Annotated in this window: 25 protein-coding genes and 2 pseudogenes; 16 read left to right on the top strand and 11 right to left on the bottom strand. The window is 67.4% G+C overall.

The window, feature by feature from the left end:
- Positions 1-72 precede the first annotated feature (72 nt).
- The 3 genes from tesB to QE373_RS04905 all read left to right on the top strand — a co-directional run bounded on the left by tesB (position 73) and on the right by QE373_RS04905 (position 2,994).
- Positions 73-981 carry an acyl-CoA thioesterase II gene (gene tesB, locus QE373_RS04915; protein ID WP_123700422.1) on the top strand — a complete coding sequence of 303 codons (909 nt, stop codon included), beginning with the start codon at positions 73-75 and terminating at the stop codon, positions 979-981.
- Between the two features lie 10 nt (positions 982-991).
- Positions 992-1,501: a pathogenicity-like protein gene (locus QE373_RS04910; RefSeq protein ID WP_123700423.1), complete on the top strand. Its 510-nt coding sequence runs from the start codon at positions 992-994 to the stop codon at positions 1,499-1,501.
- 266 nt (positions 1,502-1,767) lie between these two features.
- Positions 1,768-2,994, top strand: coding sequence for a sigma-70 family RNA polymerase sigma factor (locus QE373_RS04905; RefSeq protein ID WP_309684151.1), 1,227 nt, complete (start codon positions 1,768-1,770; stop codon positions 2,992-2,994).
- Between the two features lie 125 nt (positions 2,995-3,119).
- On the opposite strand, the gene QE373_RS04900 is transcribed toward QE373_RS04905, so the two are convergent.
- On the bottom strand, positions 3,120-3,689 hold the full coding sequence (locus tag QE373_RS04900; protein ID WP_309684149.1) for an EF-hand domain-containing protein: 570 nt from the start codon (positions 3,687-3,689) through the stop codon (positions 3,120-3,122).
- Positions 3,690-3,841: 152 nt separating this feature from the next.
- On the opposite strand from QE373_RS04900, the gene QE373_RS04895 reads away from it, so the two are divergent.
- Both QE373_RS04895 and QE373_RS04890 read left to right on the top strand, forming a co-directional pair.
- Positions 3,842-4,597 carry an arginyltransferase gene (locus tag QE373_RS04895; protein WP_057508861.1) on the top strand — a complete coding sequence of 252 codons (756 nt, stop codon included), beginning with the start codon at positions 3,842-3,844 and terminating at the stop codon, positions 4,595-4,597.
- A gap of 38 nt (positions 4,598-4,635) precedes the next feature.
- Entirely contained in the window at positions 4,636-5,853 is a 1,218-nt protein-coding gene (locus QE373_RS04890) for an endonuclease/exonuclease/phosphatase family protein (RefSeq protein ID WP_309684146.1), read from the top strand.
- Position 5,854: 1 nt separating this feature from the next.
- On the opposite strand, the gene purT is transcribed toward QE373_RS04890, so the two are convergent.
- Positions 5,855-7,042 (bottom strand): formate-dependent phosphoribosylglycinamide formyltransferase, encoded by a 1,188-nt coding sequence (gene purT, locus QE373_RS04885; protein ID WP_309684144.1) that lies wholly within the window; start codon positions 7,040-7,042, stop codon positions 5,855-5,857.
- A gap of 132 nt (positions 7,043-7,174) precedes the next feature.
- Here purT and QE373_RS04880 point away from each other — a divergent pair, with 132 nt between their 5' ends.
- From QE373_RS04880 to QE373_RS04860, 5 genes are all read left to right on the top strand, one after another.
- A complete protein-coding gene (locus QE373_RS04880) occupies positions 7,175-8,053 on the top strand; it encodes an SPFH domain-containing protein (RefSeq protein WP_057508858.1) in 879 nt (292 codons plus the stop codon).
- Between the two features lie 61 nt (positions 8,054-8,114).
- Positions 8,115-8,294: a hypothetical protein gene (locus QE373_RS04875; RefSeq protein WP_057508857.1), complete on the top strand. Its 180-nt coding sequence runs from the start codon at positions 8,115-8,117 to the stop codon at positions 8,292-8,294.
- Complete coding sequence (locus tag QE373_RS04870) at positions 8,291-9,595, top strand: alpha/beta fold hydrolase (protein WP_309684142.1); 1,305 nt, start codon at positions 8,291-8,293, stop codon at positions 9,593-9,595. The genes QE373_RS04875 and QE373_RS04870 overlap by 4 nt, the downstream gene beginning before the upstream one ends.
- Positions 9,592-10,191, top strand: coding sequence for a hypothetical protein (locus tag QE373_RS04865; RefSeq protein ID WP_309684140.1), 600 nt, complete (start codon positions 9,592-9,594; stop codon positions 10,189-10,191). The genes QE373_RS04870 and QE373_RS04865 overlap by 4 nt, the downstream gene beginning before the upstream one ends.
- A gap of 9 nt (positions 10,192-10,200) precedes the next feature.
- A complete protein-coding gene (locus QE373_RS04860; RefSeq protein ID WP_309684138.1) occupies positions 10,201-11,004 on the top strand; it encodes a M15 family metallopeptidase in 804 nt (267 codons plus the stop codon).
- A 141-nt stretch (positions 11,005-11,145) separates the two neighbouring features.
- On the opposite strand, the gene QE373_RS04855 is transcribed toward QE373_RS04860, so the two are convergent.
- From QE373_RS04855 to QE373_RS04840, 4 genes are all read right to left on the bottom strand, one after another.
- Entirely contained in the window at positions 11,146-11,517 is a 372-nt protein-coding gene (locus QE373_RS04855; protein WP_309684136.1) for a DUF423 domain-containing protein, read from the bottom strand.
- Positions 11,518-11,607: 90 nt separating this feature from the next.
- On the bottom strand, positions 11,608-12,681 hold the full coding sequence (locus QE373_RS04850) for a polyketide cyclase (protein ID WP_057508853.1): 1,074 nt from the start codon (positions 12,679-12,681) through the stop codon (positions 11,608-11,610).
- A gap of 228 nt (positions 12,682-12,909) precedes the next feature.
- Positions 12,910-13,551, bottom strand: a complete 642-nt coding sequence (locus QE373_RS04845) for a response regulator transcription factor (protein ID WP_057508852.1) — start codon at positions 13,549-13,551, stop codon at positions 12,910-12,912.
- Complete coding sequence (locus tag QE373_RS04840) at positions 13,551-14,741, bottom strand: sensor histidine kinase (protein ID WP_309684132.1); 1,191 nt, start codon at positions 14,739-14,741, stop codon at positions 13,551-13,553. The genes QE373_RS04845 and QE373_RS04840 overlap by 1 nt, the downstream gene beginning before the upstream one ends.
- Positions 14,742-14,881: 140 nt before the next feature.
- Here QE373_RS04840 and QE373_RS04835 point away from each other — a divergent pair, with 140 nt between their 5' ends.
- The 5 genes from QE373_RS04835 to QE373_RS04815 are packed head-to-tail and all read left to right on the top strand — an operon-like array spanning position 14,882 to position 17,915.
- Positions 14,882-15,478: a GNAT family N-acetyltransferase gene (locus QE373_RS04835; RefSeq protein WP_057508850.1), complete on the top strand. Its 597-nt coding sequence runs from the start codon at positions 14,882-14,884 to the stop codon at positions 15,476-15,478.
- A gap of 13 nt (positions 15,479-15,491) precedes the next feature.
- Positions 15,492-16,271 carry a septum site-determining protein MinC gene (minC, locus tag QE373_RS04830; protein ID WP_309684129.1) on the top strand — a complete coding sequence of 260 codons (780 nt, stop codon included), beginning with the start codon at positions 15,492-15,494 and terminating at the stop codon, positions 16,269-16,271.
- A gap of 42 nt (positions 16,272-16,313) precedes the next feature.
- Positions 16,314-17,123, top strand: coding sequence for a septum site-determining protein MinD (gene minD / locus QE373_RS04825; protein WP_042615169.1), 810 nt, complete (start codon positions 16,314-16,316; stop codon positions 17,121-17,123).
- 2 nt (positions 17,124-17,125) lie between these two features.
- Positions 17,126-17,386, top strand: coding sequence for a cell division topological specificity factor MinE (gene minE, locus QE373_RS04820; protein ID WP_042615170.1), 261 nt, complete (start codon positions 17,126-17,128; stop codon positions 17,384-17,386).
- A gap of 49 nt (positions 17,387-17,435) precedes the next feature.
- On the top strand, positions 17,436-17,915 hold the full coding sequence (locus QE373_RS04815; protein WP_309684125.1) for a hypothetical protein: 480 nt from the start codon (positions 17,436-17,438) through the stop codon (positions 17,913-17,915).
- A 497-nt stretch (positions 17,916-18,412) separates the two neighbouring features.
- On the opposite strand, the gene QE373_RS04810 is transcribed toward QE373_RS04815, so the two are convergent.
- From QE373_RS04810 to QE373_RS04790, 5 genes and pseudogenes are all read right to left on the bottom strand, one after another.
- Positions 18,413-19,654, bottom strand: a complete 1,242-nt coding sequence (locus QE373_RS04810; protein ID WP_309684123.1) for a DUF819 family protein — start codon at positions 19,652-19,654, stop codon at positions 18,413-18,415.
- Between the two features lie 121 nt (positions 19,655-19,775).
- Positions 19,776-20,378, bottom strand: a pseudogene (locus tag QE373_RS04805) (prolyl oligopeptidase family serine peptidase); the annotation flags it as partial.
- Complete coding sequence (locus QE373_RS04800; protein ID WP_309689557.1) at positions 20,357-20,458, bottom strand: hypothetical protein; 102 nt, start codon at positions 20,456-20,458, stop codon at positions 20,357-20,359. The gene QE373_RS04800 and the pseudogene QE373_RS04805, both read right to left, overlap by 22 nt.
- Before the next feature lie 173 nt (positions 20,459-20,631).
- Positions 20,632-22,228: pseudogene (locus tag QE373_RS04795) on the bottom strand (S9 family peptidase); the annotation flags it as partial.
- A 125-nt stretch (positions 22,229-22,353) separates the two neighbouring features.
- Positions 22,354-24,321: an oligopeptide transporter, OPT family gene (locus QE373_RS04790; RefSeq protein WP_123700434.1), complete on the bottom strand. Its 1,968-nt coding sequence runs from the start codon at positions 24,319-24,321 to the stop codon at positions 22,354-22,356.
- Positions 24,322-24,462: 141 nt separating this feature from the next.
- Here QE373_RS04790 and QE373_RS04785 point away from each other — a divergent pair, with 141 nt between their 5' ends.
- Complete coding sequence (locus QE373_RS04785; RefSeq protein ID WP_309684121.1) at positions 24,463-25,614, top strand: heparan-alpha-glucosaminide N-acetyltransferase domain-containing protein; 1,152 nt, start codon at positions 24,463-24,465, stop codon at positions 25,612-25,614.
- Positions 25,615-25,651: the final 37 nt, after the last annotated feature.

Raw genomic sequence — 25,651 nt, 5'->3', positions numbered from 1 at the left:
CAGCGCCGGCCGGGGGCTGCTGCACGGCCGCCCGGCTATAATCACGGCCTGTTCCGACACCGGCTGTCCCCCTTGAACGACACGCACGAACCCGTCGTCTCCGAGTTGATCGACCTGCTCACTCTGGAGCGGCTGGAAGACAACCTGTTCCGTGGCCAGAGCCGCGACATCGGCACCAAGTACGTGTTCGGCGGGCAGGTGCTCGGCCAGGCGCTGGCCGCTGCCCAGGCCACGGTGGACAACGGGCGACACGTGCATTCGCTGCACGCGTATTTCCTGCGTGCGGGCAATATCGACCACCCGATCGTGTACGACGTGGACCGCACCCGCGATGGCGGCAGCTTCTCGGTACGCCGGGTGACCGCGATCCAGCACGGCAAGGTGATCTTCTTCTGCGCGGCCTCTTTCCAGCAGGAAGAAAGCGGTGCCGAGCACCAGCACAAGATGCCCGAAGTGCCGCAGCCGGAAGACCTGGAACCCAACCGTCCGCTGCCGCAGGACGTGCTGGACCGGTTGCCGATCAAGGTGCAGCGCTGGCTGTCGCGGGGTGGCCCGTTCGAATTCCGCCACGTCTACCCGCGCGATGAGCTCAACCCGCCCAAGCGCCCGCCCTACCACCAGGTCTGGTTCCGCCTGACCGAACCGGTTGGCGATGCACCGGAACTGCACCAGGCGCTGTTGGCCTACGCCTCGGATTTCCATCTGCTGGGCACAGCGACCTTCCCGCACGGCATCAGCTACTACCAGCCGCACGTGCAGATGGCATCGCTGGACCACGCCATCTGGTTCCACCGCCCGTTCCGCGCCGACGACTGGCTGCTGTATTCGCTGGACAGCCCGAGCGCACAGGATTCACGCGGGCTGGCGCGCGGGCAGTTCTTCGACCGCCACGGTCGCCTGGTAGCGAGCACCGCGCAGGAAGGCCTGATCCGCGTGGTGCCTGACAGCGCTGCCGCCGCTGCCGTGCCGGCAAAGGACTGAGGAACGCGCGATGAGACAGATTTTCAGCAGCCAGCGCGTGGAAACCGTGGAGGGCGTGGCCGAACTGCTGCGCAGCCACGACATCGAAGTGCGCGTGACCGATGGGCGCACGTACCACAGCAAACGCCGCGGCCAGTTCAGCTATCTCGACCAGAGCAAGAACATCCGCCACCCCACGGTATGGGTGGTGCGTGCGGACGACCAGCCGCGCGCGCGCGAGATCCTGCGCGACGCGCGCCTGCTCGACACCACCCGCCGTGACCACCCGACCGCCGAGTTCGCCTTCCGCGAAACCGAAGCGCCGTCGAGCGGACGCGGCTGGGCCTGGCGCATCCGCATCGCCCTGTTGGTGGTGATCGCCGGCGTGGCCTTGTTCATCGCCATGGGCCATCGCGGCGCACAGCAGCCGGCCGCCCCGGCGCCCGCCCCTGCCCCGCAGCAGCAGCCCGCCGCGCCGGCCGCCCCGGCCGAGGAAGAAGAAGTCCGGGTGCGCATCCAGCCGTCCACGCCGCAACCCTGAGGCGGTCGTGACGGCCGCTGGCGGCGGTCCCATGCCCGGTAGTGACGGCCGCTGGCCGTCATGCTCCACCAGCTGACGGCCAGCGGCCGTCACTACCCTCGATCGCTTTCCGGGCTGACGGCCAGCGGCCGTCACTACCGTCGATCGCATTCCGGGCTGACGGCCAGCGGCCGTCACTACCGTCGCCCGCATTCCGCCGTGGCGACCGCGGTCACATCCTGCGCGGTGCTCCGTCTTGGGACACAATCCCCGCAGGAGCGCCGCCCATGACCGCAGTAGCCGCAAGCATCGATGACACCCTGCACCGCGAGCTGCCTGCCGCGGCCGATGGCTGCCAGCATGCCTACGGGCGCATCGTGCTGGCCTGCCAGAACACGGTGACCGCCATCGCGCTGGCCATCACCCGCGACCGCCACGCCAGCGAAGACATCGCCCAGGAAGCGTTCGTGCGCGGCTGGCAGCAGCTTCGCCAGCTGCGCAACCCGTCCAGCTTCATGCCATGGCTGCGCCAGATCACCCGCAACCTGGCCCGTGACTGGCTGCGCAGCCAGCGCGGCCGACCGCTGTCGGGCGAAGCAGCGGAGCTGGCGATCAGCATGGCCGCCGATCCCGCCCCCGGCGCGGCCGACCGCCTGCTGCGCATTGAAGAAGAAGTCGCCGCCGAGGACATCATTTCCTCGTTGCCGGAAGAGAGCCGCGAAGTACTGTTGCTGTATTACCGCGAAGGCCAGCGTTCGCAACACGTCGCCAGCCTGCTCGGGCTCAGCGACGCCGCCGTGCGCAAGCGCCTGTCGCGTGCCCGCGGCATGGTGCGCGAGGGCCTGCTGCAGCGCTTCGGTGAGTTCGCGCGCAGCAGCGCGCCCGGCGCCGCGTTCGCCACCACGGTGGTGTCGATGCTGATGGTGGCCGCGCCGGGCACCGCCAGCGCAGCCATCGTCGCGCTGGGTACCGGCGTAGGCGTGGGCGGCAGCAAGCTCGGCCTGGGCGGTGCCAGTGCATCGGCCGGTACCGCGCTCGGTTCGTTGACCGCGGCGGCCGGGCAGTTTCCAGTTTTCAGCGATCACCTCAGCGTAGGCGCGATGATCGGCGCAGCGGTCGGCGGCACCGCCTTCAGTTACTTGGGCGGCCGCTACCTGATGTCGTTCGCCGAATCACCGCAGGAACGCGCGCAGATCCGGCGCTTCGTGCACCTCAACACCTTCACCGCGATGGTGGTCTGCGTGACGGTACTGGTGTTGTCACTGCTGGCCCTGCCGATATGGGTGGACCTGCCCGCGCTGGTCGCGGGCCTGTCGCTGGTCTGCTGGCAATGCCTGGTGCCGCTGCGGCGGATCATGCAGCCGTTGATCGACCGCGATGCCGAACGGCGGGGACTGCAGGGCCAGAAGAACTGGACCTACGAAGCGCTGTACGGCAAGCACGGCATGATCGGCGCAGGCATCGGCGCATTGATCGTAGTCGGCGCATTGCTGTGGAGAAACGGCGCGCTGTAAGCCAAAGCGGTGACGACCACAGGCCGTCACCGCACTTCACCCTGGTAGTGACGGCCGCTGGCCGTCAATTTTCCATGGGCCGCTGGCCGTCAATTTTCCAAACGCCGCTGGCCGTCAGCCACGCCTCAGCGTGCCGCTGGACGCGCCGGACCCTTCGGCCCATGGCCCTCGTGGCGCGGGCCACGCATCGGGCCCTTGGCCGCATCGAACTCGGCCTTGCTCAGCTGGCCGTCCTTGTTGGTGTCAGCCGCGGTGAACCAGGCATCACGATGCTGCTTCATCCGCAGCTCGCGATCCGCCTTGTCCAGGAAGCCATCCTTGTTGATGTCCATCTGGTCGAAGCGCCCGGCCAGGCGCGGATCAGCGGCCGCCTCCTGGCGGCTGATGCGGCCGTCCTTGTTGGTATCCAGACGGGCCAGCTGCTCGGCATGGCCACGCCCCGGGCCGCGATGCCCGTGCTTGCCGCGCGGCCGCTCTTCGCGCGACAGCTTGCCGTCCTTGTTGGTGTCCAGCTGGTCGAAACGTTCGGCCAGGCGCGGCGCAGCAGCAGCTTCGCTGCGATCGATGAAACCGTCGTTGTTGGTGTCCAGCTTGACCGGGCGCTGCGGCGCCGGCGGCGCATCGGCGGCCAGGGCGATACCGGTGGCGGAGGTGCTCAGCAGCAGGGCCAGCAGCAGGGGGGTACGCAGGGTCATGGGGTCACTCCAGTAGAAGGGGACGGGGTGTTTTTCAATCACCCTCGAAGGACAACAACGCCTGGACGCAGCCGCGGTTGACGTCGGCCCTGGACGCGTTCATTTGGCAGACAGTCGCGGCCACTGCGACAGCCGGACGGTATGCTGTGGGCATGGCGATACACGGCGACCGAGACGACGAACTGAGGCTGTTCCAGACCGGCGAGCACCCCTGCGGCTACTGGCCGGAGCGGACCGCGCGCGACCTGGTGCTGGACCCGCATGACCGGCGCCTGGGCGGCCTCTACCCGATGGCGCTCAGCTGGGGCTTCCGCCGCAGCGGCGACCTGGTCTATCGCCCGCACTGCGCCCAGTGCCATGCCTGCGTGGCGGTGCGCATTCCCGTACAGCGCTTCGCCCCGGACCGCAGCCAGCGCCGCTGCGTAGCGCGCAATGCCGACCTGGAAGTGCGCATCACCGCTGCCGCCCCGCGCGAGGAACTGTTCGCGCTGTACCACCGTTACCTGGCCCATCGGCATGCCAACGGCGGCATGGATACCCACGGCCCACACGAATTCGAACAGTTCCTGATCGGCAGCTGGTCGCGTACGCGCTTCCTGGAAATCCGCCTGCCACCGCCGCAGGGCGGGCCGGGGGAACTGATCGGCGTGGCCGTCACCGACGTCACCGATCAGGGCCTGTCGGCGGTCTACACCTTCTTCGACCCGGACCACGCGCAGCGCGGGCTGGGCACCTTCGCCATCCTGCAGCAGGTGGCCTGGGCACAACGCGAATCGCTGCCCCACCTGTACCTGGGGTACTGGATCCGCGACCACATGAAGATGGATTACAAGCGCCGGTTCCGCCCATTGGAAGCCTACGACGGCCGGCGCTGGAACGAATTCGATGGCGAACTGGCCGGACGCTGACAAGCCGCTGACACAGGCGCCGGTGCACAATACCGCCCATGAAAATTCCTGCCTTCAGCCTCCCCGCCCTGACCGTCGCCGTGGCCCTGCTGTGCAGCGCCTGCGCCCAGACCCCCGAGCGTGCCGCCGCGATGCCTGATGCCTCCACTCCGTTGCGCCTGGCCACCTACAACACCTCGCTGTACTCCGACCAGACCGGCGGGCTGATCGCCGAACTGGAAGGCGACAGTGCGCACGCGCGCAAGATCGCCGCGGTGCTGCAGCAGGTGCGCCCGGACCTGGTGCTGCTCAACGAATTCGACTACGACGATGCGCACCGCGCCGCCGATCTGTTCCAGCAGCGTTACCTGGCCGTGGCCCAGCCCGGTGGCGGTGAGCCGCTGAACTTTGCTTACCGCTATCTGGCCCCGGTCAACACCGGCGTGCAGAGCGGGCTGGACCTGGACAACAACGGCGAAGTGGGCGGCGAAGGCCGTGCCCGTGGCAACGACGCGTGGGGCTACGGCCTGCACCCGGGCCAGTACGGCATGCTGGTGCTGTCGCGCTATCCGATCGACGAAGCCAAGGTGCGCAGCTTCCAGCTGCTGAAGTGGAACACCCTGCCCGGCGCGATCCGCCCGGTCGACCCGCGCACCGGCAAGAGCTTCTATTCCGATGCGGTGTGGTCGCAGTTGCGGCTGTCGTCCAAATCGCACTGGGACGTGCCGGTGCGCACGCCGTCCGGCGTCGTGCACGCGCTGGTCTCCCACCCTACCCCGCCGGTGTTCGATGGCCCGGAGAAGCGCAACGCCGCGCGCAACCATGACGAGCTGAAGCTGTGGCAGGAATACCTGTCCGCCGGTGACAAGCCGTGGCTGTGCGACGACCAGCAGCGCTGTGGCGGGCTGGCGCAGGACGCGCGCTTCGTGATCCTGGGCGACCTCAACAATGACCCGGTGGACGGCGATGGCCGCCACGAAGGCATCCTGGAACTGATCGAGCATCCGCGCGTGCTGCGCCATGCCACGCCGTCCAGCATCGGCGGCGAGCAGACCAGCCTGGCCTACGCCGCCAAGGGCATCGCGCGTCGCGGCGCCCCACAGCACGCCACCGGCGATTTCGGCCCGAAGTCCGGCACGATGCGGCTGGACTACGTGCTGCCCTCGGTGGGCTTCGCCTATGTCGGTGGCGGCGTGTTCTGGCCAGCCGAAGGCACCGACGAAGCGAAGATCGCCGACGGCAGCGACCACCACCTCGTCTGGGCCGACGTGAAGTAAGTCAGGGCTTCAGGGTGACGCCGATGGCGGCGGCGGCCTCGCGGGCGATCGCGCGGGCCGCGTCGGTGCTGTCGGCGCGCGCCAGGGTCACCCCGACGCGGCGGTGGCCGTGCACGCTCGGCTTGCCGAACAGGCGCACCGCGGTGTCCGGCACCTGCAGCGCGGCGGCGACATCGGTGAAGTACGGCACGCCTTCGCCATGGGCGAGCAGCGCGCAGGATGCGCTCGGTCCGCCCTGGCGGATCACCGGGATCGGCAGGCCGAGGATCGCGCGCGCGTGCAGGGCGAACTCGCTCAGCTCCTGCGAAACCAGGGTGACCAGGCCGGTGTCATGCGGGCGCGGCGATACTTCGCTGAACCACACCTCGTCGCCCTTCACGAACAGCTCCACGCCGAACAGTCCCCAGCCGCCGAGGTCATCGGTGATCGCCCGGGAGATCTCCTCGGCGCGCGCCAGCGCGGCGGTGGACATGGCCTGTGGCTGCCAGCTTTCGCGGTAGTCGCCGTCCTTCTGCAGGTGGCCGATCGGCGCGCAGAACGAGGTACCGCCGGCATGCCGCACGGTCAGCAGGGTGATTTCGTAATCGAAATCGATGAAGCCCTCGACGATGCAGCGGCCGGCACCGGCGCGGCCGCCGGTCTGCGCATAGGCCCAGGCCGGGGCGATGTCTGCTTCGCTGCGCAGCGTGCTCTGGCCCTTGCCCGAAGAGGACATCACCGGCTTGACCACGCACGGCAGGCCGATCGCCTGCACGGCGGCGGTGTACTCCGCTTCGGTGTCCACGAACCGATACGGCGAGGTCGGCAGGCCCAGCGTTTCCGCCGCCAGCCGGCGGATGCCTTCGCGGTCCATGGTCAGTCGCGCCGCGCGCGCGGTCGGCACCACGCGCAGGCCCTGTTCCTGCTCCAGCTGGACCAGCGTCTCGGTGTGGATCGCCTCGATTTCCGGCACCACCAGGTGCGGCTTTTCCAGCGCGATCAGCTCGCGCAGCGCCATCGCATCCAGCATGTCGATCACATGCGCGCGGTGCGCGACCTGCATCGCCGGGGCATCGGCGTAACGGTCGGCAGCGATCACTTCCACGCCCAGGCGCTGCAGCTCGATGGCCACTTCCTTGCCAAGTTCGCCCGATCCCAGCAGCAGGACGCGGGTGGCGGAGGGGGACAACGGGGTTCCGAATGCGGACATGGCGGCGTTCCAGCGTGCAGGTGTAGGCGGGTGGGCATTCTAGCCGGTCGCCCCCTGCCTGCCGACGGACGGCACTTGCAGACTGATATCAATTTGATATCTTTCTATCCAGACCCTCAAGGAAGTCCCGTCATGAAAGAGAAGCCGATCCGCTCCCTCAACGGCTTGGCCGTGCTGGCCGCCGTTGTGCTCATCGCCGGCCTTGCCGGCCTGGTGTTCCTGCTCGGCGCCGCGGGCGCGAACGGAATGCGCCCTGCCCCGATGCTGCTGTTGGGCAGCGTTCTGGTGATGCTCCTGGCCCTGCTGTCCTTGGCCGGCCTGTACACCGTGCAGCCCAACCAGGCGGCGGTACTGAGCCTGTTCGGCAAGTACGTCGGCACGGTCAAGGACAACGGCCTGCGCTGGAACAACCCGTTCTTCGCCAAGCGCCGCGTCAGCCAGCGCGTGCGCAATTTCGAAAGCGGCAAGCTGAAGGTCAACGAGCTGGACGGCAGCCCGATCGAGATCGCCGCGGTGATCGTCTGGCAGGTGGTGGATGCGTCCGAGGCGGTCTACAACGTCGACGACTACGAAAGCTTCGTGCATATCCAGTCCGAGTCGGCGCTGCGGGCGATGGCCACCAGCTACCCGTATGACCAGCACGAGGAAGGCCAGCTGGCCCTGCGCAGCCACGCCAGCGAGATTTCGCTGCACCTGAAGAACGAACTGGCCGAGCGCCTGGCCGATGCCGGCGTGCAGATCATCGATGCGCGCATCAGCCACCTGGCCTATGCCGCGGAAATCGCCCAGGCCATGCTGCAGCGCCAGCAGGCCAACGCGGTGATCGCCGCGCGCACGCGCATCGTGGCCGGTGCGGTCGGCATGGTGGAAATGGCGCTGGCCGAACTGCAGAAGAACGGCGTGGTGCAGCTGGACGAAGAGCGCAAGGCGCACATGGTGAGCAACCTGCTGACCGTGCTGTGTTCCGATCGCGGCACGCAGCCGGTGGTCAATGCCGGTTCGTTGTACTGAGCCGTGTTGACGGTGCCCTGCGGGCCATTGGCCGGCATCCATCGTTGAGCCAGGAGTATCCATGAGCGAGAAGAAAGCCTATCCACTGCGCATCAACGCCGATGTCCTGGCGGCGACGCAGCGCTGGGCCGACGACGAGCTGCGCAGCCTCAACGCCCAGATCGAATACATGCTGCGCGATGCATTGCGCAAGGCCGGACGGCTGCCGAAACCCACCCCTTCGCAGGAGAGCAAGGAATGAGCAGGAACCTTGGCAGACGCGCGCCGCGCATGATGGTCGCCACCACGCTTTCGCTGCTGGCCGGGATCGCCAGCGCCGCCGAACCGGCGCAGGTGGCCACGCAGTTGCTGGACCACCTGCAGGCCGGCCGCGTGCAGGACACCGCCGCCATGCTGACCCCGGCGATGGCCGCTGCCGCCCCGGCTGATCGCCTGCAGGTGCTGTGGAATTCGCTGGGCGAACTGCAGCAGCGGGGGCAGCCGACGGTGAGCGAGCAGCAGGGCATGCATCTGGTGGAAGTGCCGTTGCGCTTCGCCGGTGCGGCGGTCAACGCACAGGTCGCGGTGGATCCGCAGGACCGGATCGCCGGCCTGCTGCTGCGCCCGGCAGCGGCCGAAAAGGCCGCTCCGCCACCGGCCGATGCGATCTACCGCGAGCTGGATTTCAGCGTACCGCAGGCGCGCGGTGCGCTGCCGGGCACGCTGGCCCTGCCCAGCGGCAAGGGACCGTTCCCGGCCGTGGTGCTGGTGCACGGATCCGGCCCGCAGGATCGCGATGAAACCATCGGCGCGAACCGGCCCTTCCTGGACGTCGCGCGGGGCCTGGCCGCGCATGGCATTGCCGTGCTGCGTTATGACAAGCGCAGCAAGGCGCGGCCGCAGGATTTCCAGCAGCCGTTCGATGTCGACGACGAAACCACCGATGATGCGATCGCTGCGCTGACTGCACTGGCTGCGGACCCGCGCATCGATGGCCAGCGTGTGTTCGTGCTCGGCCACAGCCAGGGCGGCATGCTCGCTCCCCGCATCGCCACGCGCTGGCCGCAGGCACGCGGGGCGATCCTGTGGGCCGCACCCGCGCGCACCCTGCTGGACCTGCTGCCCGAGCAGAACCGTTACCTGTTGAACCTGGATGGCAGCATCAGCGAGGCGGAACAAGCCTTCCTGGACACACTCGATACGCAGATCGCCGCGGCGCGCAGCGCCACGCCGGCAGCCGCCAGCGCGCTGCCGCTGGGCGTGCCGCAGGCGTTCTGGAAGAGCATCGAAGCGGTGGACGCGCGCGCCGACGCCAAGGCCCTGCGCAAGCCGCTGCTGATGCTGCACGGCGGCCGCGATTTCCAGGTGCCCGACACCGACTGGACGCTCTGGCAGGCGGCGCTGCAAGGGCGCAGCGATGTGCAGTGGAAACGCTACCCGTCGTTGAACCATCTCGGCATCGCCGGCAGCGGCCCAGGCTCGTTGAAGGAGTACACCCAGCCCGGCCATGTCGATCCGCAGCTGATCGACGATGCCGCACGCTGGATCGAGGCGCAGCGATGAGCGGCGGCAGTGATCCGCGCCGCTTCGCGGTGAGTGATGGCTCGCCACTGCGCCTGCTGTGGATCATCTCGCCGCTGCTGCTGTTCGTCGGGCTGAGCCTGTATCACCTGCGCCAGCCCGCCGAAGCCGGCGCGATGCCGTTCGCGATCACCCTGGCCCCGCCCTACTTCACCCTGCACGGCAGCGCGGCGTGGAGCCTGGCCATCGCCGCGCTGCTGACCGTGCTGCTGTGCGGGCTGTTCTTCCGGCGCCGGGTGCAGCTGGATGGCAACGTGCTGAGCGTCCATTCAACGTTCTACCGGAAGCACACCCCGGTGGAGCAGATGGACCTGCCGAACGCGGCCGTGGTCGACCTGAAACAGGATCGGCGACACGGCCTGCGGCACAAGACCAACGCCTACAGCATGCCGGGCTTCCACTCCGGCCACTACCGCCTGCAGGATGGCGGCAAGGGCTTTGCGCTGGTGACCGATGTGCACCGCGTACTGGTGATTCCGGTGCGCGACGGCCCCACGCTGTTGCTGAGCATGGCCGAACCCCAGTCACTGCTGGATGCCCTGCGCCGCGCCGCCGCGCCTGCGCGCCGTCCGCGCTAAGCTGGGCGCATGTCCAGATCCCCGCCCCTGCTGCTCAATACCGATGCCATCGAAGCCTGGCCCGCCGCGCTGCTGCGCGCCCATGGCAACGCCGATGCGCGCCTGCTGGCCCGTGCCCGCTGGGTGCTGCGGCGCAAGCGGGATGGCCGTTACCTGGCCGCCATCTTCGACCACGGCGTGCACTCGCTGATCCCGCACCTGCCGCAGGAACCCGGTGCCGCCGAGGCCCTGGACGCGCTGTCCTGGCTGAATCCGCAGCGCGGCAGCGGGCCGCTGGAACAGCGGCTGCTTTCACCCCACGGCCTGCACGAACGCCTGCAGCAGCTGGGGCTGGATGCGGATGCGTACGCCGCCCACACCGGGCTGGCACTGGAATCCGAGCCGGTGCTGCTGCATTCCGCCGGGCGCGACCGCTTCGGCCGGCCGCTGTGGCTGCGACGCGGGGCTGCACAGGCCTGGCGGCGGATGCTCCTTCAGGCGGCACGCGAAGGCATCGCGCTGGACGCGATTTCCGGTTACCGCAGCCACGATTACCAGCTGGGGATTTTCGAGCGCAAGCTGGCCCGCGGGCAGCGCGTGGCGGAGATCCTGAAGGTCAATGTCGCGCCGGGGTTCAGCGAACACCACAGCGGGATGGCACTGGATATCGGCACGCCGGGGGATCCGCCGGCCGAGGCATCGTTTGAAGAGACGGCGGCGTTCGCGTGGCTGCAGGACCACGCGGCGGAGCATGGGTTCGGGATGAGTTATCCGCGCGGCAATCCGCATGGGATCGTGCATGAGCCCTGGCATTGGCGCTGGAGCGGGCACTGAAGGGGCTGGCACCGTGGCTCGCCGCAGGCGGGGTCGGTAGCGCCGAGCCATGCTCGGCGAGCGCAGCGGCAGAGCGCCGACGACCAGCGGTCGTCACTCCCTTTGACGACCAGCGGTCGTCACTACCGGAAAGCGGGCCGCTCAGCGCCTCAGCGCATCGATGGCCACCAGCACCCAGCCCAGCATCAGCGTGCTGCCACCGATCGGCGCCAGCCGCGTGGGCCACTGCCATAAAGCGTTGCCGGCCAGGCTGCCGGCGAACAACAGCGTGCCGAGCAGGATCACATACAGCGCCAGCCGGCCGAACGTGGCCGTGGCACGAGGCCCCAACGCCGCCAGCACCGCGCCGTGTGCGAAGGCATACAGCGCGGCCATGTTGAGGTGCTGCTGGGCCAGCGGTTCGCTGACCCCGTGCGAGGCATACGCAGACAGGCCGATGGAGGCCGCCGCCAGCAGCGCACCGAGGCAGGCCAGCAATGAAGGCCTGCGCGCACGTCGATCGATCGCAAACATAGCTCCACTCCCTTTGCAGTCGCGCCCAAAAAAAACGCGCCGCAATATGCGGCGCGTCTTTGTTTTCTACGTTACATCAGGCGTCCAGGCTTACTTGACGGCCCAGTAGATGTCATACGTGCCTTCCGGAGTGAAGGACTTCTGCACGCCACCATTCCAGGTTTCGTACGGACGGTCGATCACTTCGTTGCCGCCGGTCACCGACCAGGCGCGCAGTGCATTGCGGGCAATGTCCAGGCCAGCTACGTGACCGGTGTAGGTCGCATGGGCCGAACGGTGCGGAGCAACACGGACGTACTTCACCGGGGCGCCGCCATCGATCTTGACCGCCAGCTCTTCAGCCGGCACGCCTTCGGTACCCTTCTTCTTCACCGGCTGGGCGACGTCGAAGGCGTACTTCTCGGCACCGAAATCGGTGGTGATGATGCGGAACGGACCGACGGCTTCGAGGTTGTTGGCCTCCATCACGCGCTTGATCCATTCCTGGTTGTCAGCGATGGACTTGGTGATGGTGGCTTCGCCACGATCCACGTTGCCCGCGGTGACCACCAGCAGGTCTTCGGCCGGGACATCGACGATGGCCAGGTCGTTCAGCGGTGCTTCGGCGGTGCGGTAGTCCACGTTCGGCACGGTGGCCAGCATGTTCGCCATGCGCGACAGACCCAGCTTCAGGTCGTCACCGATGTGGCGGCTGACGTACAGGCCGGCGTAGCGACCGAACAGGTCGAAGCCGTACTTGACGCTGTATTCCTGGGTGATCTTGACGTTGCGACCATCCTTGCCGGTCGGCTCCAGCAGGAAGGCGGTCGTCTTGTCGTGACCCTTGGTGGCGTCTTCGATGGCGATGGCGACGCGCTTGTTCTGCTCGCTCTCGGTGATCTTCCAGGTGCCGTTGCCCAGGTCCTTGGACGTGTAGTCCAGGGTGGCGCCGACGCCAGCGGCCGGGCCGGAGAACTTCAGGTCGGTAGCGGGATCACGCAGCAGGAGTGGGTTCCAATCCTTGAAGCGACGCAGGCTGTTGACCGTGTCGTACACGATCGTCATCTTGCGGTTGGTCTCGATGCTTTCCGAAATGTGGCGCTCGCCCGGGAGGACCACGCCAATGATGACGAACAGGCCAGCCACGATCCCCAAGGCGATCAGGAACTCGATAATACGGGTCATTCAGAAGTCTCCGGGGCCGATCCCACGGCCGGGTTAATTGAAGCGAAGCGCCAATCCTAGCAGCTTCGTTGGCTTTGTTGATCTGGTTTGGACCACCGGTTTCCGTGTCGACAACCGATTTGTACAGACAAGGGGCCGAAGGGTAGCGCACATGGGCCACCCACCAGTAGGGGGGCGACCGGGCTTACCGGTTCATATTATCGGCAAACCCCCGTCATTCAACGGTTTTCAGACCAATTGCAGCTCGAATGCCTTGAGCACGGCACGGGTCCGGTCGCGCACGCCCAGCTTGGACAGGATATTGGACACGTGGTTCTTGATCGTGCCCTCGGCCACGCCCAGCGAATTGGCGATTTCCTTGTTGGAGAATCCACTGGCCATCAGCCGCAGGATCTCGGTTTCGCGGTCGGTCAGCGGATCCGGGCGGTCCAGGCTGACGAACTCGTTGCGCATGTGCTCCAGTCCGGACAGCAGGCGCTGGGTCACCGCCGGCTGCACCAGCGATCCGCCTTCGGACACGGTGCGGATGGCCCCCACCAGCTGGTCCAGGGTCACGTCCTTGAGCAGGTAGCCCTTGGCGCCGGCCTTCAGCCCGGCCAGCACCAGCTGGTCGTCGTCGAAGGTGGTCAGGATGATGGTCGGTGGCAGCTGCTCCAGCTTGGACAGCATCTGCAGGGCCTCCAGCCCGGACATGGCGGGCATCCGCATGTCCATCAGCACCACGTCCGGCTTGACCTGCGGAATGATCTCCACGGCCTGGCGCCCATCGGACGCCTCGGCGATGACTTCGATGCCATCGTCCAGCGCCAGCAGTGAGCGGATCCCCTGCCGCACCAGGGTTTGGTCGTCGACCAGGCAGACGCGAATCATCAACGAACTCCTTCAGGTGCGGTGCTCAGCGCCAGCGCTGGTACACCGGGAACCGAGGCACGCAGGCGGAAGCCTTGTCCCCGGTGGGTTTCAATCTGCAGTTCTCCACCACATTGTTGCAGGCGCTCGCGCATTCCGCGCAGGCCGTTGCCCACCATGATGCCATCAGCGCCGTCCCCATCGTCACGCGCCTCCAGGCTGACCCCGCCGGCCTCGCGCCGGACGGTGATCCACAGGTTGCGCGCGCCGGCGTGGCGCACCGCGTTGGTGATGATTTCCTGGGTGCAGCGCAGCAGTACGTGGGCCCGCTCGGGGTCTTCCACGTTCAGCGGACTGGGCACGTCCAGGTGGATGTCCAGCGAGGGCACCCGCTGGGTCAGCGGGCGCAGCGCCGCGGCCAGGTCGATGGCCCCGCTGTCGCGCAGCTGGCTGACCGCCTCGCGCACGTCGGTGAGCAGCAGCTTGGCCAGCGTATGCGCCTGGTGCACGTGTTCCTGTGCCCGGCCCTCGGTGATGTGGCCGGCCACTTCCAGGTTAAGACTGAGCGCGGTCAGGTGGTGGCCCAGCAGGTCGTGCAGTTCGCGGGAAATGCGCGTGCGCTCGTTGACCCGCGCACTTTCAGCCAGCAGCACGCGGGTGGCGCGCAGTTCGGTATTGAGCTGGCGCTGCTCCTCGCGGGCGTCGGTCTGCTGCCGCGCGACCAGGCTGGTCACGAAGATGAACATGGAGAAGCCGCCGTACAGCAGCGACTGCATGACCGCCTCGAACAGCGGGAACCGCAGCAGCACGTAATAGACCGGGGCGACCGCCAACTGGCTGACCAGCAGCCACAGCACCCCATAGCGGGCCGGCAGCATCCACGGAATCACCCCGGCCGCCACCATCATCAGGATGCTGCCCAGCCCGGAACCGCTGAGGAAGCTCACGCCCAGCGCGGAAATGGTCAGCAGCACCAGCGTGCCGCGATCGAGCCAGCTGGCATGGCCGCCGCTGCGCAGGTCGCGGGTCAGCCGGAAGTAGGCGCCGCCGAATACCAGATAGGCGGCAAACAGCAGCACCGCACCGCCGTTGTCACCGGCCGGGCGACGCAGGTTCTCGATCTGCGAGTAAACCAGGGGAAGACCGACCATGACCCAGGTAAACAGGCCGGCCAGGCGGAGGACACGGGTATGACTGAGGGCTCCCAACATCCCTGCATCTTAGGCTGAACCTGCCCTGCGTCACTCCCACGGAAGTCATGCCCCGGTTTCCCCCGGCAGCGTCCCCCCCATGCAATAATCAGTGGGAAGGGCCCGGCAACGGGCAACACGCACCACCCCACGGAGTCACAATGTCGATTGTCATCCGCGACGTGCGCGAGCATGAGCTCGATTCCGTCCTGGCCTTGAACAACAACGCCGGTCTGGCGATCCTGCCGTTGGACGCGCACCGGCTGCACCTGTTCTATGAAACCGCCGAGTATTTCCGCGTCGCCGAGCGCGACGGCAACCTGGCCGGGTTCCTGATCGGGTTCGGCAGTGAAAGCCAGCACGACAGCAGCAACTTCGCCTGGTTCAAGCAGCAGCTCGCCAGCAGCTTCTTCTATATCGACCGCATCGTGGTGGCCAGCCGCCGCCGTGGCGGTGGCGTGGGCCGTGCGTTCTACGCCGATGCCCAGAGCTACGCCGAACTGCGCTACCCGCAGATGACCTGCGAAGTTTTCCAGGACCATGGCGCCGATGCGGCGCTGCTCTTCCACGGCAGCTTCGGCTTCCGCGAACTGGGCCAGAACACCATGCCGCACGTGGATGTCCGCGCCAGCATGCTGGCCAAGGAACTGTGCAGCTACGCCTGGGTGAGCGATACCTACGGTGGCAAGCTGCCGGACGTGGCGTGGGCACGTGGCCGGCAACGGCCAGCCCCCGCCCTGCAGCCGGCGGGAACTTGAGGTGGCAGTGAACATGGATTACGAACAGGCCGGTGAACTGAAGATCGGCCAGGTGGGCATCGCGAACCTGCGCATCCGCACGATGGATGTGGAGCGCCTGGTGCAGGAAATGAACGAGCGGGTCAACCGCGCGCCCAAGCTGTTCGGACGCGCTGCGGTGATTCTTGATTTCGGCGGGCTGAGCCGCACCCCGGACGTGGCCAGCGCCAAGGCGCTGCTGGACGGGCTGCGTGGCGCCGGCGTGCTGCCGGTGGCGCTGGCCTACGGCACATCCGAGATCGAACTGCTGTCCCAGCAGTTGGGCCTGCCGCTGCTGGCCAAGTTCCGCGCGCAGTACGAACGTGCCGATGCCGAGCCGGCCCCGCCCCGTGCAGCGCCCGCTGCGGCCCCTGCGCGTGAACCGCGCCGCGCCGCGCCGGCTGCCGCCGCACTGGCCGCCGCATCGGCGCCGGGTGAAGCCCCCAAGCCGGGCCGCATGCAGTTGGCCAACGTGCGTTCGGGCCAGCAGCTGTACGCTGAAAACTGCGACCTCACGGTGATGGGCACGGTCGGCGCTGGCGCCGAAGTGATCGCCGATGGCAGCATCCACATTTACGGCACCCTGCGCGGACGCGCGCTGGCCGGTGCCCAGGGCAATACCGCGGCGCGTATTTTCTGCCGCGATTTCCATGCCGAACTGGTGGCCATTGCCGGCCACTACAAGGTATTGGACGATGTACCGGACAACCTGCGCGGCAAGGCCGTGCAGGTCTGGCTGGAACAGGACCAGATCAAGATCGCTGCGCTGGATTGACTTTGTCGCAGCCCCAACCAGAACAAGAGCAGGAGAAGTCCTTTGGCTGAAATCATCGTAGTCACCTCCGGCAAGGGCGGCGTCGGCAAGACCACCACCAGCGCAAGCCTTGCCTGCGGCCTGGCACGTCGTGGCAAGAAGGTGGCGGTGATCGACTTCGACGTCGGCCTGCGCAACCTCGACCTCATCATGGGCTGCGAGCGCCGCGTGGTGTACGACTTCGTCAACGTCGTGCACGGCGAAGCCACCCTCAAGCAGGCCCTGATCAAGGACAAGCGCTTTGACAACCTGTACGTGCTGGCGGCCTCGCAGACCCGCGACAAGGATGCGCTGACCCAGGAAGGCGTGGGCAAGGTGCTCAAGGACCTGGCCGCCGATGGCTTTGAATATGTCATCTGCGATTCGCCGGCCGGCATTGAAAAGGGCGCGTTCCTGGCCATGTACTTCGCCGACCGCGCCGTGGTGGTGGTAAACCCGGAAGTGTCTTCGGTGCGCGACTCCGACCGCATCATCGGCCTGCTGGACTCCAAGACCCACAAGGCCGAGAACGGCCATGACGTGCCGGCCTTCCTGCTGCTGACCCGCTACACCCCGGTGCGCGTGGAAGCCGGCGAGATGCTGAGCATCACCGACGTGGAAGAAGTGCTGGGCCTGAAGGCCATCGGCGTGATCCCCGAATCCGGTGACGTGCTCAATGCCTCCAACAAGGGCGAGCCGGTCATCCTGGACGGCGAATCACCGGCCGGCCAGGCCTATGACGATGCCGTCGCGCGCATCATGGGCGAAGATCGCCCGATGCGCTTCACCGCCGTGGAGAAGAAGGGCTTCTTCAGCAAGCTGTTCGGAGGGTAAGCATGGGCCTGTTCGATTTCCTGAAAGCCAAGAAGACCACCGCCGAGACAGCGAAGAACCGCCTGCAGATCATCATCGCGCAGGAACGCAGCCACCGCGGCGGTCCCGATTACCTGCCGCTGATGCAGCGCGAGCTGCTGGAAGTGATCCGCAAGTACGTCAACATCGATGTCGATGCGGTCAAGGTCGACCTGGTCAAGGACGGACAGCACGACGTGCTGGATATCTCCGTGGCCTTGCCGGAAGGGCCTGAAAAGCCCTGACTCCCTGCCCTGCCCGCGCCAGCCGCGGGCGGGGCATCTGCTTGATGCCATGAACGAACCCGCTCCCGAACCGTCGGTCACCCGCGTCGGCGACATCGCCTTCGACGATGCCGTGCGCCTGCTGTCCGCGCATGGCCTGCAGCTGCATCACGTGGCGCCCGGCGCGCCGATTCCCGGCAGCTACTGGGGCGAGCCCGAAGCCGGGATCATCGCCAGCGATGTCTACGTCCGCGATGACACGCCGGTGCATTCGATGCTGCACGAAGCCTGCCACCTGATCGTGCTGCCGCCGGAGCGGCGTGCGCTGGTGCATACCGATGCCACCGATTCGGTGCCCGAAGAAGACGCGACCTGCTACCTGCAGATCGTGCTGGCCGGGCAGCTGCCGGGGGTGGGCAGCGCGCAGCTGATGGCGGACATGGATGCCTGGGGGTACACCTACCGCCTGGGCTCCACGCGGGCGTGGTTCGAGCACGACGCGGAAGACGCACGGGCGTGGTTGGTCGAACGGGGTTTGTTGGTCGGCTGAGCTGTTTTGAGGGGATCAGTGGGCTGCGAGGGCGCGGGCGAGGCAGGCTGCACGGGACACGCCGCAAGTACGTCCATGTAGGCTACATCGCCGCATCCATGCGGCTGAGTGTCCCGTGCAACCTGCCCCGCCCGCGCCTGCCAGCTCAGCGCGACCGGTGGGGAAGAAGAAGAGCAGAAGCGGTAGCGCCGAAGGTAGCGGCAGGAGCCGCTGCCAACGTCGCTTGCGACGGCCCGTAGGGGGCCGGTCAGGATGACCGGCATAGCCATGCTCGGCGGCTGTTTGTTGACGATCGCGGATGGATTCCGCCGAGCACGGCTCGGCGCTACCTGCTTCTGCCTTTTTCTTTTCCCCTCCCCGGCGCGGACTGTCTGGGCGCGGGGTGGCGAGGGCAGGCGGGACCTTGAGCCGCAGGAGCGGCGAAGAGCTCCATGGACGGATTCACGCGTGTCCCGCTTGTCCTCGCCCACCCCGCGCCACGCATCAGCAATAAAAATCTACTGCCCCGCCAGCGCCCGCAGCGTGATCCCCACTACGTACGCCAGGTACGTGCCGGACGCATACCCCATCGTGCCCAGCAGCACGCCCACCGGCGCCAGCGCGGGATGGAACGCCGCCGCCACCACCGGTGCCGACGCCGGCCCGCCGATGTTGCTCTGCGAACCGATGGCGAAATAGAAGAACGGCACGTGCAGCAGCTTGGCCAGCAGCCACAGCAGCACGATGTGCACCGCGATCCAGATCAATCCCAGCGCGAACAGCCACGGACGATCCAGCAACGCCACCAGGTCCATCTGCATGCCGATGCAGGCAATCAGGAAGTACAACAGCAGCGATCCCACCCGCGAGGCGCCGACGCCTTCCAGCGTGCGCGCGCGGGTGAAGCTCAGCCCCAGGCCCAGCGTGGTCGACAGCACCACCACCCACACGAACGGCGCGTCCAGGCTGAACTGCGAGGCCCAGCTGACATGCAGCTTGAACCAGGCCGCCAGCGGGGCGCCGATGGCGTGGGCCAGGCCGACACCGCCGAAGGCCACCGCCACGATCAGCATCAGGTCGGTCAGGGTGGGAATGCGTTCGTGCTCGGCCTGGAAGCGGGTGATCCGCTCCTTCAGTTCATCGATCGCGGACGTATCGGCGCCACTGCGCGCATCGATCTTCGCCGAGCGCCCGGCCAGGAAAATCAGCACCGCCATCCACACATAGCCCACGCCCACGTCCACCACCGCGAACTGGCCGAAGGTGGTCGCGTCGACGTCGAACACTTCGCGCATCGCCAGCATGTTGGCCCCGCCGCCGATCCAGCTGCCGGCCAGCGCCGCCATGCCGGCCCAGGTATCGCCGGCCACGGTTTCCGGGTGCAGCGCGCGCATCAGCAGGAACGCCACCACCGCACCGATCATGATGCTGGCCGATGCGCCCAGGTACATCAGCACCAGCTTCGGCCCCAGCCGCAGGATCGCCTTGATGTCCACCGCCAAGGTCAACAGGACCAGCGCCGCCGGCAGCAGCACGTCCCGCGCGATCGGGTTGTACAGCCGGGTGTTCTGGCCGTCGATCAGGCCCACGGTGTTGTAGATGCCGGGCAGCAGGTAGCACAGCAGCAGCGCCGGCACGAAGGCATAGACGCGCTTCCACGGGCCGTGCGGGCGCGAGGCGGTCCAGAACACCGCACCGAGGGTGGCGGCGATCAGGCCGAAGACGACGATGTCGTTCTGGATCAAGGGAGTCGACGGCATGCGAATCCAGGGGTAGCGCCGAGCCATGCCCGGCGAGTGCAGCGGGGAAAAATGCCGCCGGGCATGGCTCGGCGTTACGGAAACAAAAAGCGCCGCCCCGGGGGCGGCGCTTCAACGCGGCTTACTGGCCGATGTGCTGCTTCAACCAGGCGTTCACCGTGTCATGCCACAACACGCTGTTGGCGGGCTTCAGCACCCAGTGGTTCTCATCCGGGAAGTACAGGAACTTCGAGTCGATGCCCTGGCGCTGCGCAGCAGTGAATGCCGCCAGGCCCTGCTCGACCGGGATGCGGTAATCCAGCTGGCCGTGGATGATCAGGATCGGCTTCTTCCAGTCCGCGACATGGTTGACCGGATTGAACTTCTCGTAGTTGGCCGGCTTGGCGAACGGGGTACCGCCCTGCTCCCATTCGGTGAACCACAGTTCTTCGGTGGCATAGCCCATCATGCGCTGGTCGAACACACCATCGTGGTTGACCAGGCACTTGAACGGGCTGTTCCAGTTGCCGGCGATCCAGTTGACCATGAAGCCGCCGTAGCTGGCGCCCAGCGCGCAGGCCTTGTCGCCATCCAGGAACGCATACTGCTTCAACGCCGCGTCCCAGCCCTTCTGCAGGTCTTCCAGCGGACGGTCGCCCCAGTGCTGGCTGATCGCATCGGTGAAGGCCTGGCCGTAGCCGGTGGAGCCGTGGAAGTCGATCATCACCACCGCGTAGCCCTGGCCGGTATACGGTCGCCCCAGTGCTGGCTGATCGCATCGGTGAAGGCCTGGCCGTAGCCGGTGGAGCCGTGGAAGTCGATCATCACCACCGCGTAGCCCTGGCCGGTATATCTTACCTGCCGCTGGAACTGATGGTGCCGATCTTCCTCGGTGGCCTGATTTCCTACCTGGTGGAGCGCTTCACACAAGGTGCGTGCCGATGATGAAGAAGGCCGCGACCGCGTGCACAAGCCGGCGTGCTGTTCGCCGCCGGCCTGATCACCGCGAAGCCCTGATGGGTATCGGTCTGCGGATTCCAGCGGTAGCTCCAGCCATTGCCGAAGCTGCCCTGCGGTCCGCCGTGGATCAAGAACGCCACCGGGTACTGCTTGCCTTCCTGGAAGTCGTGCGGCTTGACCACGTAGCCATGCACGGTGGCCGAAGCTGCCCTGCGGTCCGCCGTGGATCAAGAACGCCACCGGGTACTGCTTGCCTTCCTGGAAGTCGTGCGGCTTGACCACGTAGCCATGCACGGTGTCGTTGTTCCAGCCCTTGAACTCGAACTGTTCGAAGTCACCGAAGGACACGTCCTTCAGCACGTCACCGGCTGCGGGGGTCAGCGCGCGCAGCTCACCGATCGGCTGGCCGGCGGCCGGCAGCAGGCCGACCAGCACCTGGTCGTTGCTCTTCAGGCTGTTGCGGGTGATCGCCACGCTGTTGCCGGCCACGTCCACGGCGGTCACGCTGCCATCGCCGATCAGCTTGTCGACCTTGCCACTGGCCACGTCCACGGCGAACAGCGGGTGCTCGCCCAGCTCATCGGCGGTGGTGTAGATCGTGCTGCCATCGGCGGACAGCACGATGCCACCGGCCGAACGATCCCAGTCCGCGGCGATTTCGCGGGTGCTGCCGCTGGCCAGGTCCATCGCCATCAGGCCGAAGCGGTCGGCTTCGAAGCCCGGGCGCTTCATCGCGCGGTAGAACAGGGTCTTGCCGTCGGCGCTGAACACCGGGCCGGCATCCCAGGCCGGGTTGGCGGCGGTCAGGTTGACCGGCGCCTGCTTGCCTGCGGCGTCGAAGCGGTACAGGTCGAAGTTGGTCGACCACGGTTCTTCGCGGCCGGCCACGCGGATGCTGGCGACCACGCTGCTGCCATCCGGCGACCACGCGAAATCATCATTGCCACCGAATGGCTTGGACGGCGCATCGCCAGCCAGGGTCGCGCTGAGCGCAGAGGCGCCCTTCACCCCGGCGGCCTTGCCGGTCGGCAGCGGCGCTACGAACAGGGTGTTGCGGCGGCCATCGTTCCAGGTGTCCCAGTGGCGCACGAACATCGAATCGAACACCTTGCCGCTGGCCTTGGTGCCCTTGATCGCGGCCAGCTTCTTTTCGGTGCAGGCCAGGTCCGAACCACAGTCCTGGAAGACGCCGGCACTGAACAGCACGCGGTCGTCCTGCGGGGACACGTGGTAGCTGTCCACGTCCACCGGGAAATCGGTCAGCTGGCGCGGCGTGGTGCCGTCCAGCCCCTGCGCGTACAGCTGCTGGCTGCCGTTCCTGGCGCTGAGGAAGTACACGGTGCGGCCATCGGCCGACAACGAGGCCGAGTTGACGTTCCAGCCATTCGGGGTCAGCTGCTTCGGCGGCGCGGCATCGCGGGTGCGCAGGTTGCGCACGAACAGCGCATTGCTGGCCTTCTGTTCGTTGTCCACGCTGCGCTTGGCGAACACCACGCTGCCGCCATCGGCGGTGAGCACGGGCGAGGAAACACGGTCCAATGCGATCAGGTCGCGGACATCAAGGCCGCGGGCAGCAGCCACGGACGGCAGCGCCGCGAGCAGGCTCAAAGGCAACAAGGCATGACGCAGTTTCATCGGGTTCTCCGCGGGACGGCAAAACGTCGATGGTAGGCCCCGGCACGGCAGCGTGCCAAGGCCATCGGTCATGCCCGCGGCCCGGACAACGCCGGGCATGACCCGGCGCTACCCGACCCCGCCGATCAGCCGGCGTTGGCCTTCTTGCCGGTGCGGTAGATCAACCAGCCGACCAGGAACAGCACGGCCAGGCCGATCCACTGCGCGGCCGGCAGCGCGAACGGCACCGCCAGCACGTCGGCGCGGCCACTGACCACGATCGGCACGGCGATGGCGATACCCATCAGGGCTTCGCCGGTGATCAGGCCGGCGGCGAACAGCACGCCCGGCTTGTGCACGCGGTCGCGGCCTTCTTCATCATCGGCACGCACCTTGTGGAAGCGCTCCACCAGGTAGGAAATCAGGCCACCGAGGAAGATCGGCACCATCAGTTCCAGCGGCAGGTAGATACCGATGGCGGCAGCCAGCACCGGCACGCGGAAGCGCTTGCCGGTCTTCTTCAGCCACTCGTCCAGGGCGATGATGGCGGCACCGACCACGGCACCCATCATGATGAAGTTCCACGGCAGTTCGCCGCCGAACAGGCCGCGCGCCACCGACGCCATCAGGTTGGCCTGCGGGGCCGCCAGCGCGTTCGGGTGCTCCGGGGTGGGCGCGCCGATGCCGTAGGCGGTCGCCAGCAGGTTCAGCACCGGGGCCATGATCAGCGCGCAGGAGAACGCGCCGATGCCCAGCATCAGCTGCTGCTTCCACGGCGTGGCGCCGACGATGTAACCGGCTTTCAGGTCCTGCAGGTTGTCACCGCCGACCGCCGCCGCGCAGCACACCACCGCACCGATCATGATCGCCGCCACCGCGCCCAGCGGCGCACCGAAGGCGCCCACCGGGGTCAGGCCGTCCTTGCCCAGCAGCAGCACCAGCACCGCCGAAGCAAACAGGATGGTGGAGATGGTGATGCCCGAAACCGGGTTGTTGGATGAACCGATCAGGCCGGCCAGGTAGGCCGACACCGAGACGAACAGGAAGCCGGCGACGATCATGATGAGAGTCATCGGGATCGACACGTGCCACTGGCCGACGATGGCCTGGTACAGCGCCAGCAGCGGCAAGGTGAAGGCGACCAGCGCCACCAGCATCCACTTCATCGGCAGGTCGCGCTCGGTTTCGGCCAGCGCCGGACCGGTGCTCTTGCGCGCCGCGGCGAAGCCACTCTTGACCCCGCTCAGCAGCGATCTGCGCAGCGAGAACAGGGTCCAGATGCCGCCGATCAGCATCGCGCCCACGCCCAGGTAGCGCATCTTCGCGCCCCAGATGGCGAACGCCGCATCGGTGGACGAGGCGGTGGCGATGGACGCGGCCAGCGCCGGGTCGGTCTGCAGGAAGAACGCCTGGTAGACCGGGATGGCGATGTGCCAGGTGAGGATCGAGCCGGACACCACCACGATGCCGACATTCAGGCCGACGATGTAGCCCACGCCGAGCAGGGCCGGCGACAGGTTGGTGCCGATGAAGGCGGTGATCTTCGAGCTGCCCACGTAGGCCGAGGTGGCCCAGGCATCGGGGATCAGGCGCATGCCGCTGGCTGCGGCGACCTTGACCACCGCGCCGATCACGGCGGACAGGCCGAGGATCTTCAGGCCCGGGCCGGGGTTCTCGCCGGCCTTGAGCACTTCGGCCGCCGCCTTGCCTTCCGGGAACGGAAGCGGATCTTCAACGATCATCGAGCGCCGCAGCGGCACCGAGAACAGCACGCCGAGCAGGCCACCGAGGCCGGCGATACCCAGCACCCACCAGTACTTGAAGTCCGGCCAGTAGCCCATGATCACCAGCGCGGGGATGGTGAAGATCACACCGGCGGCGATCGACGAGCCGGCCGAGGCACCGGTCTGGACGATGTTGTTTTCCAGGATGGTGCCACCGCCCAGCAGGCGCAGCACGCCCATGGAGATGACGGCGGCGGGAATCGCGGTGGCGATGGTCAGGCCTGCGAACAGGCCCAGGTAGGCGTTGGCGGCCGACAGCACCACGGCCAACACGATGGCAAGCACCACCGCGCGGAACGTGAGCTGCTTGGGCGCAGCGACGTTGTTCATTGAAGCCCCTGATACGAAAAAATCCCTGCAACGCTAGCGTCCGGGTGCCTGCAAGTCCAGCGCGCCACAGCGCACGGCCTGGCAGGGGCTTGCCTGCAAATGATATGTTATATCCTTTCCACCCGCTTCCAGCGCAACCGCATGCCCCCTTCCGTCTCCACCCGGCTGGCCTCCATCGATCAGCTGCGCGGCACCGTGATGCTGCTGATGCTGCTCGACCACGTCCGCGAAACCTTCTTCCTGCAGCATCAGGTCAGCGATCCGATGGACGTGACCAGCGTGTCCCCTGCGCTGTTCGCCTGCCGCCTGCTGGCCCACCTGTGTGCACCGGTGTTCGTGCTGCTCACCGGCCTTTCGGCCTGGCTGTACGGCCAGCGCCAGGCCGATCCGCGCCGCGCCATCGCCGGCTTCCTGTTCAAGCGCGGGCTGTTCCTGGTGGTGCTGGAACTGACCCTGGTCAACTTCGCGTGGACCTTCCAGTGGCCGCCGGACACGATCTACCTGCAGGTGATCTGGGTGATCGGCCTGAGCATGATCGCGCTGGCCGGACTGGTCTGGCTGCCGCGCAGCGTGCTGCTGCCACTGGCCCTGCTGCTGGTGGCCGGGCACAACCTGCTCGATGGCGTGCACGTGCAAGGCAACGGCGTGCTGGCCACGCTGTGGAAAGTGCTGCATCAGCGCGACTGGATCGTGCTCGGCGATGCGCTGCGCCTGCGCACGTCCTACCCGCTGCTGCCGTGGATCGGGGTGATCGTGCTGGGCTACCTGATGGGACCGTGGTTCGCGGCCACCCGCCCGCCGGCACAGCGCCAACGCTGGCTGCTGTGGGCCGGCTGGGGCGCGCTGGCGGCCTTCATGCTGCTGCGGGCGCTGAATGTCTACGGCGATGCGCCGTGGCAGTTGCAGCCCACCACGCTGCAGATGCTGATGGGGATCTTCAACGTCACCAAGTACCCGCCCTCGCTGCTGTTCCTGCTGGCCACCCTGGGCGTGGGCCTGCTGCTGCTGCGCCTGTACGAAGTGCCCGGGGTGGCCGACGCGCTGCAGCCGTTGGCCCGGATCGGCGCCGCGCCGATGTTCTTCTACCTGCTGCACCTGTATGTGCTGAAGCTGATGTACCTGGCCGCGCTGGCGCTGTGGGGGCCGACCAACGGCGCACTGTTCGCGGTGGAATCGGTGGCCGCGCTGCTGCTGATCAGCACCGCGCTGGCGCTGCTGCTGTACCTGCCGACCAAGGCCTTCGCCGCGCTGAAGGCACGCCGCAGGGACCTGGCGTGGCTGCGCTATCTGTGAGGACCGCACGCACGTTCCGCGCATCGAAGGGGTTCTG

The organism is Stenotrophomonas sp. SORGH_AS_0321 (assembly GCF_031453215.1).
In the GTDB taxonomy this organism is placed as follows: Bacteria; Pseudomonadota; Gammaproteobacteria; order Xanthomonadales; family Xanthomonadaceae; genus Stenotrophomonas; species Stenotrophomonas chelatiphaga.
The sequence above is the reverse complement of the archived record's forward strand: the minus strand, read 5'-3'. Positions and strand labels throughout refer to the sequence as shown.

Bases quoted from the DNA above. Each gene is read 5' to 3' on its own strand.
- QE373_RS04785 (WP_309684121.1), top strand. From the start codon at position 24,463: ATGCCCCCTTCCGTCTCCACCCGGCTGGCCTCCATCGATCAGCTGCGC.
- QE373_RS04845 (WP_057508852.1), bottom strand. From the start codon at position 13,551: ATGATTCGCGTCTGCCTGGTCGACGACCAAACCCTGGTGCGGCAGGGG.
- QE373_RS04880 (WP_057508858.1), top strand. From the start codon at position 7,175: ATGAAAGAGAAGCCGATCCGCTCCCTCAACGGCTTGGCCGTGCTGGCC.
- QE373_RS04895 (WP_057508861.1), top strand. From the start codon at position 3,842: ATGGCGATACACGGCGACCGAGACGACGAACTGAGGCTGTTCCAGACC.
- QE373_RS04815 (WP_309684125.1), top strand. From the start codon at position 17,436: ATGAACGAACCCGCTCCCGAACCGTCGGTCACCCGCGTCGGCGACATC.
- QE373_RS04850 (WP_057508853.1), bottom strand. From the start codon at position 12,681: ATGACCCGTATTATCGAGTTCCTGATCGCCTTGGGGATCGTGGCTGGC.
- QE373_RS04870 (WP_309684142.1), top strand. From the start codon at position 8,291: ATGAGCAGGAACCTTGGCAGACGCGCGCCGCGCATGATGGTCGCCACC.
- QE373_RS04855 (WP_309684136.1), bottom strand. From the start codon at position 11,517: ATGTTTGCGATCGATCGACGTGCGCGCAGGCCTTCATTGCTGGCCTGC.
- QE373_RS04835 (WP_057508850.1), top strand. From the start codon at position 14,882: ATGTCGATTGTCATCCGCGACGTGCGCGAGCATGAGCTCGATTCCGTC.
- QE373_RS04860 (WP_309684138.1), top strand. From the start codon at position 10,201: ATGTCCAGATCCCCGCCCCTGCTGCTCAATACCGATGCCATCGAAGCC.
- minE (WP_042615170.1), top strand. From the start codon at position 17,126: ATGGGCCTGTTCGATTTCCTGAAAGCCAAGAAGACCACCGCCGAGACA.
- QE373_RS04800 (WP_309689557.1), bottom strand. From the start codon at position 20,458: ATGATCGACTTCCACGGCTCCACCGGCTACGGCCAGGCCTTCACCGAT.
- purT (WP_309684144.1), bottom strand. From the start codon at position 7,042: ATGTCCGCATTCGGAACCCCGTTGTCCCCCTCCGCCACCCGCGTCCTG.
- QE373_RS04910 (WP_123700423.1), top strand. From the start codon at position 992: ATGAGACAGATTTTCAGCAGCCAGCGCGTGGAAACCGTGGAGGGCGTG.
- QE373_RS04790 (WP_123700434.1), bottom strand. From the start codon at position 24,321: ATGAACAACGTCGCTGCGCCCAAGCAGCTCACGTTCCGCGCGGTGGTG.
- QE373_RS04900 (WP_309684149.1), bottom strand. From the start codon at position 3,689: ATGACCCTGCGTACCCCCCTGCTGCTGGCCCTGCTGCTGAGCACCTCC.
- QE373_RS04875 (WP_057508857.1), top strand. From the start codon at position 8,115: ATGAGCGAGAAGAAAGCCTATCCACTGCGCATCAACGCCGATGTCCTG.
- QE373_RS04865 (WP_309684140.1), top strand. From the start codon at position 9,592: ATGAGCGGCGGCAGTGATCCGCGCCGCTTCGCGGTGAGTGATGGCTCG.
- QE373_RS04840 (WP_309684132.1), bottom strand. From the start codon at position 14,741: ATGTTGGGAGCCCTCAGTCATACCCGTGTCCTCCGCCTGGCCGGCCTG.
- QE373_RS04905 (WP_309684151.1), top strand. From the start codon at position 1,768: ATGACCGCAGTAGCCGCAAGCATCGATGACACCCTGCACCGCGAGCTG.
- QE373_RS04810 (WP_309684123.1), bottom strand. From the start codon at position 19,654: ATGCCGTCGACTCCCTTGATCCAGAACGACATCGTCGTCTTCGGCCTG.
- QE373_RS04890 (WP_309684146.1), top strand. From the start codon at position 4,636: ATGAAAATTCCTGCCTTCAGCCTCCCCGCCCTGACCGTCGCCGTGGCC.
- minC (WP_309684129.1), top strand. From the start codon at position 15,492: ATGGATTACGAACAGGCCGGTGAACTGAAGATCGGCCAGGTGGGCATC.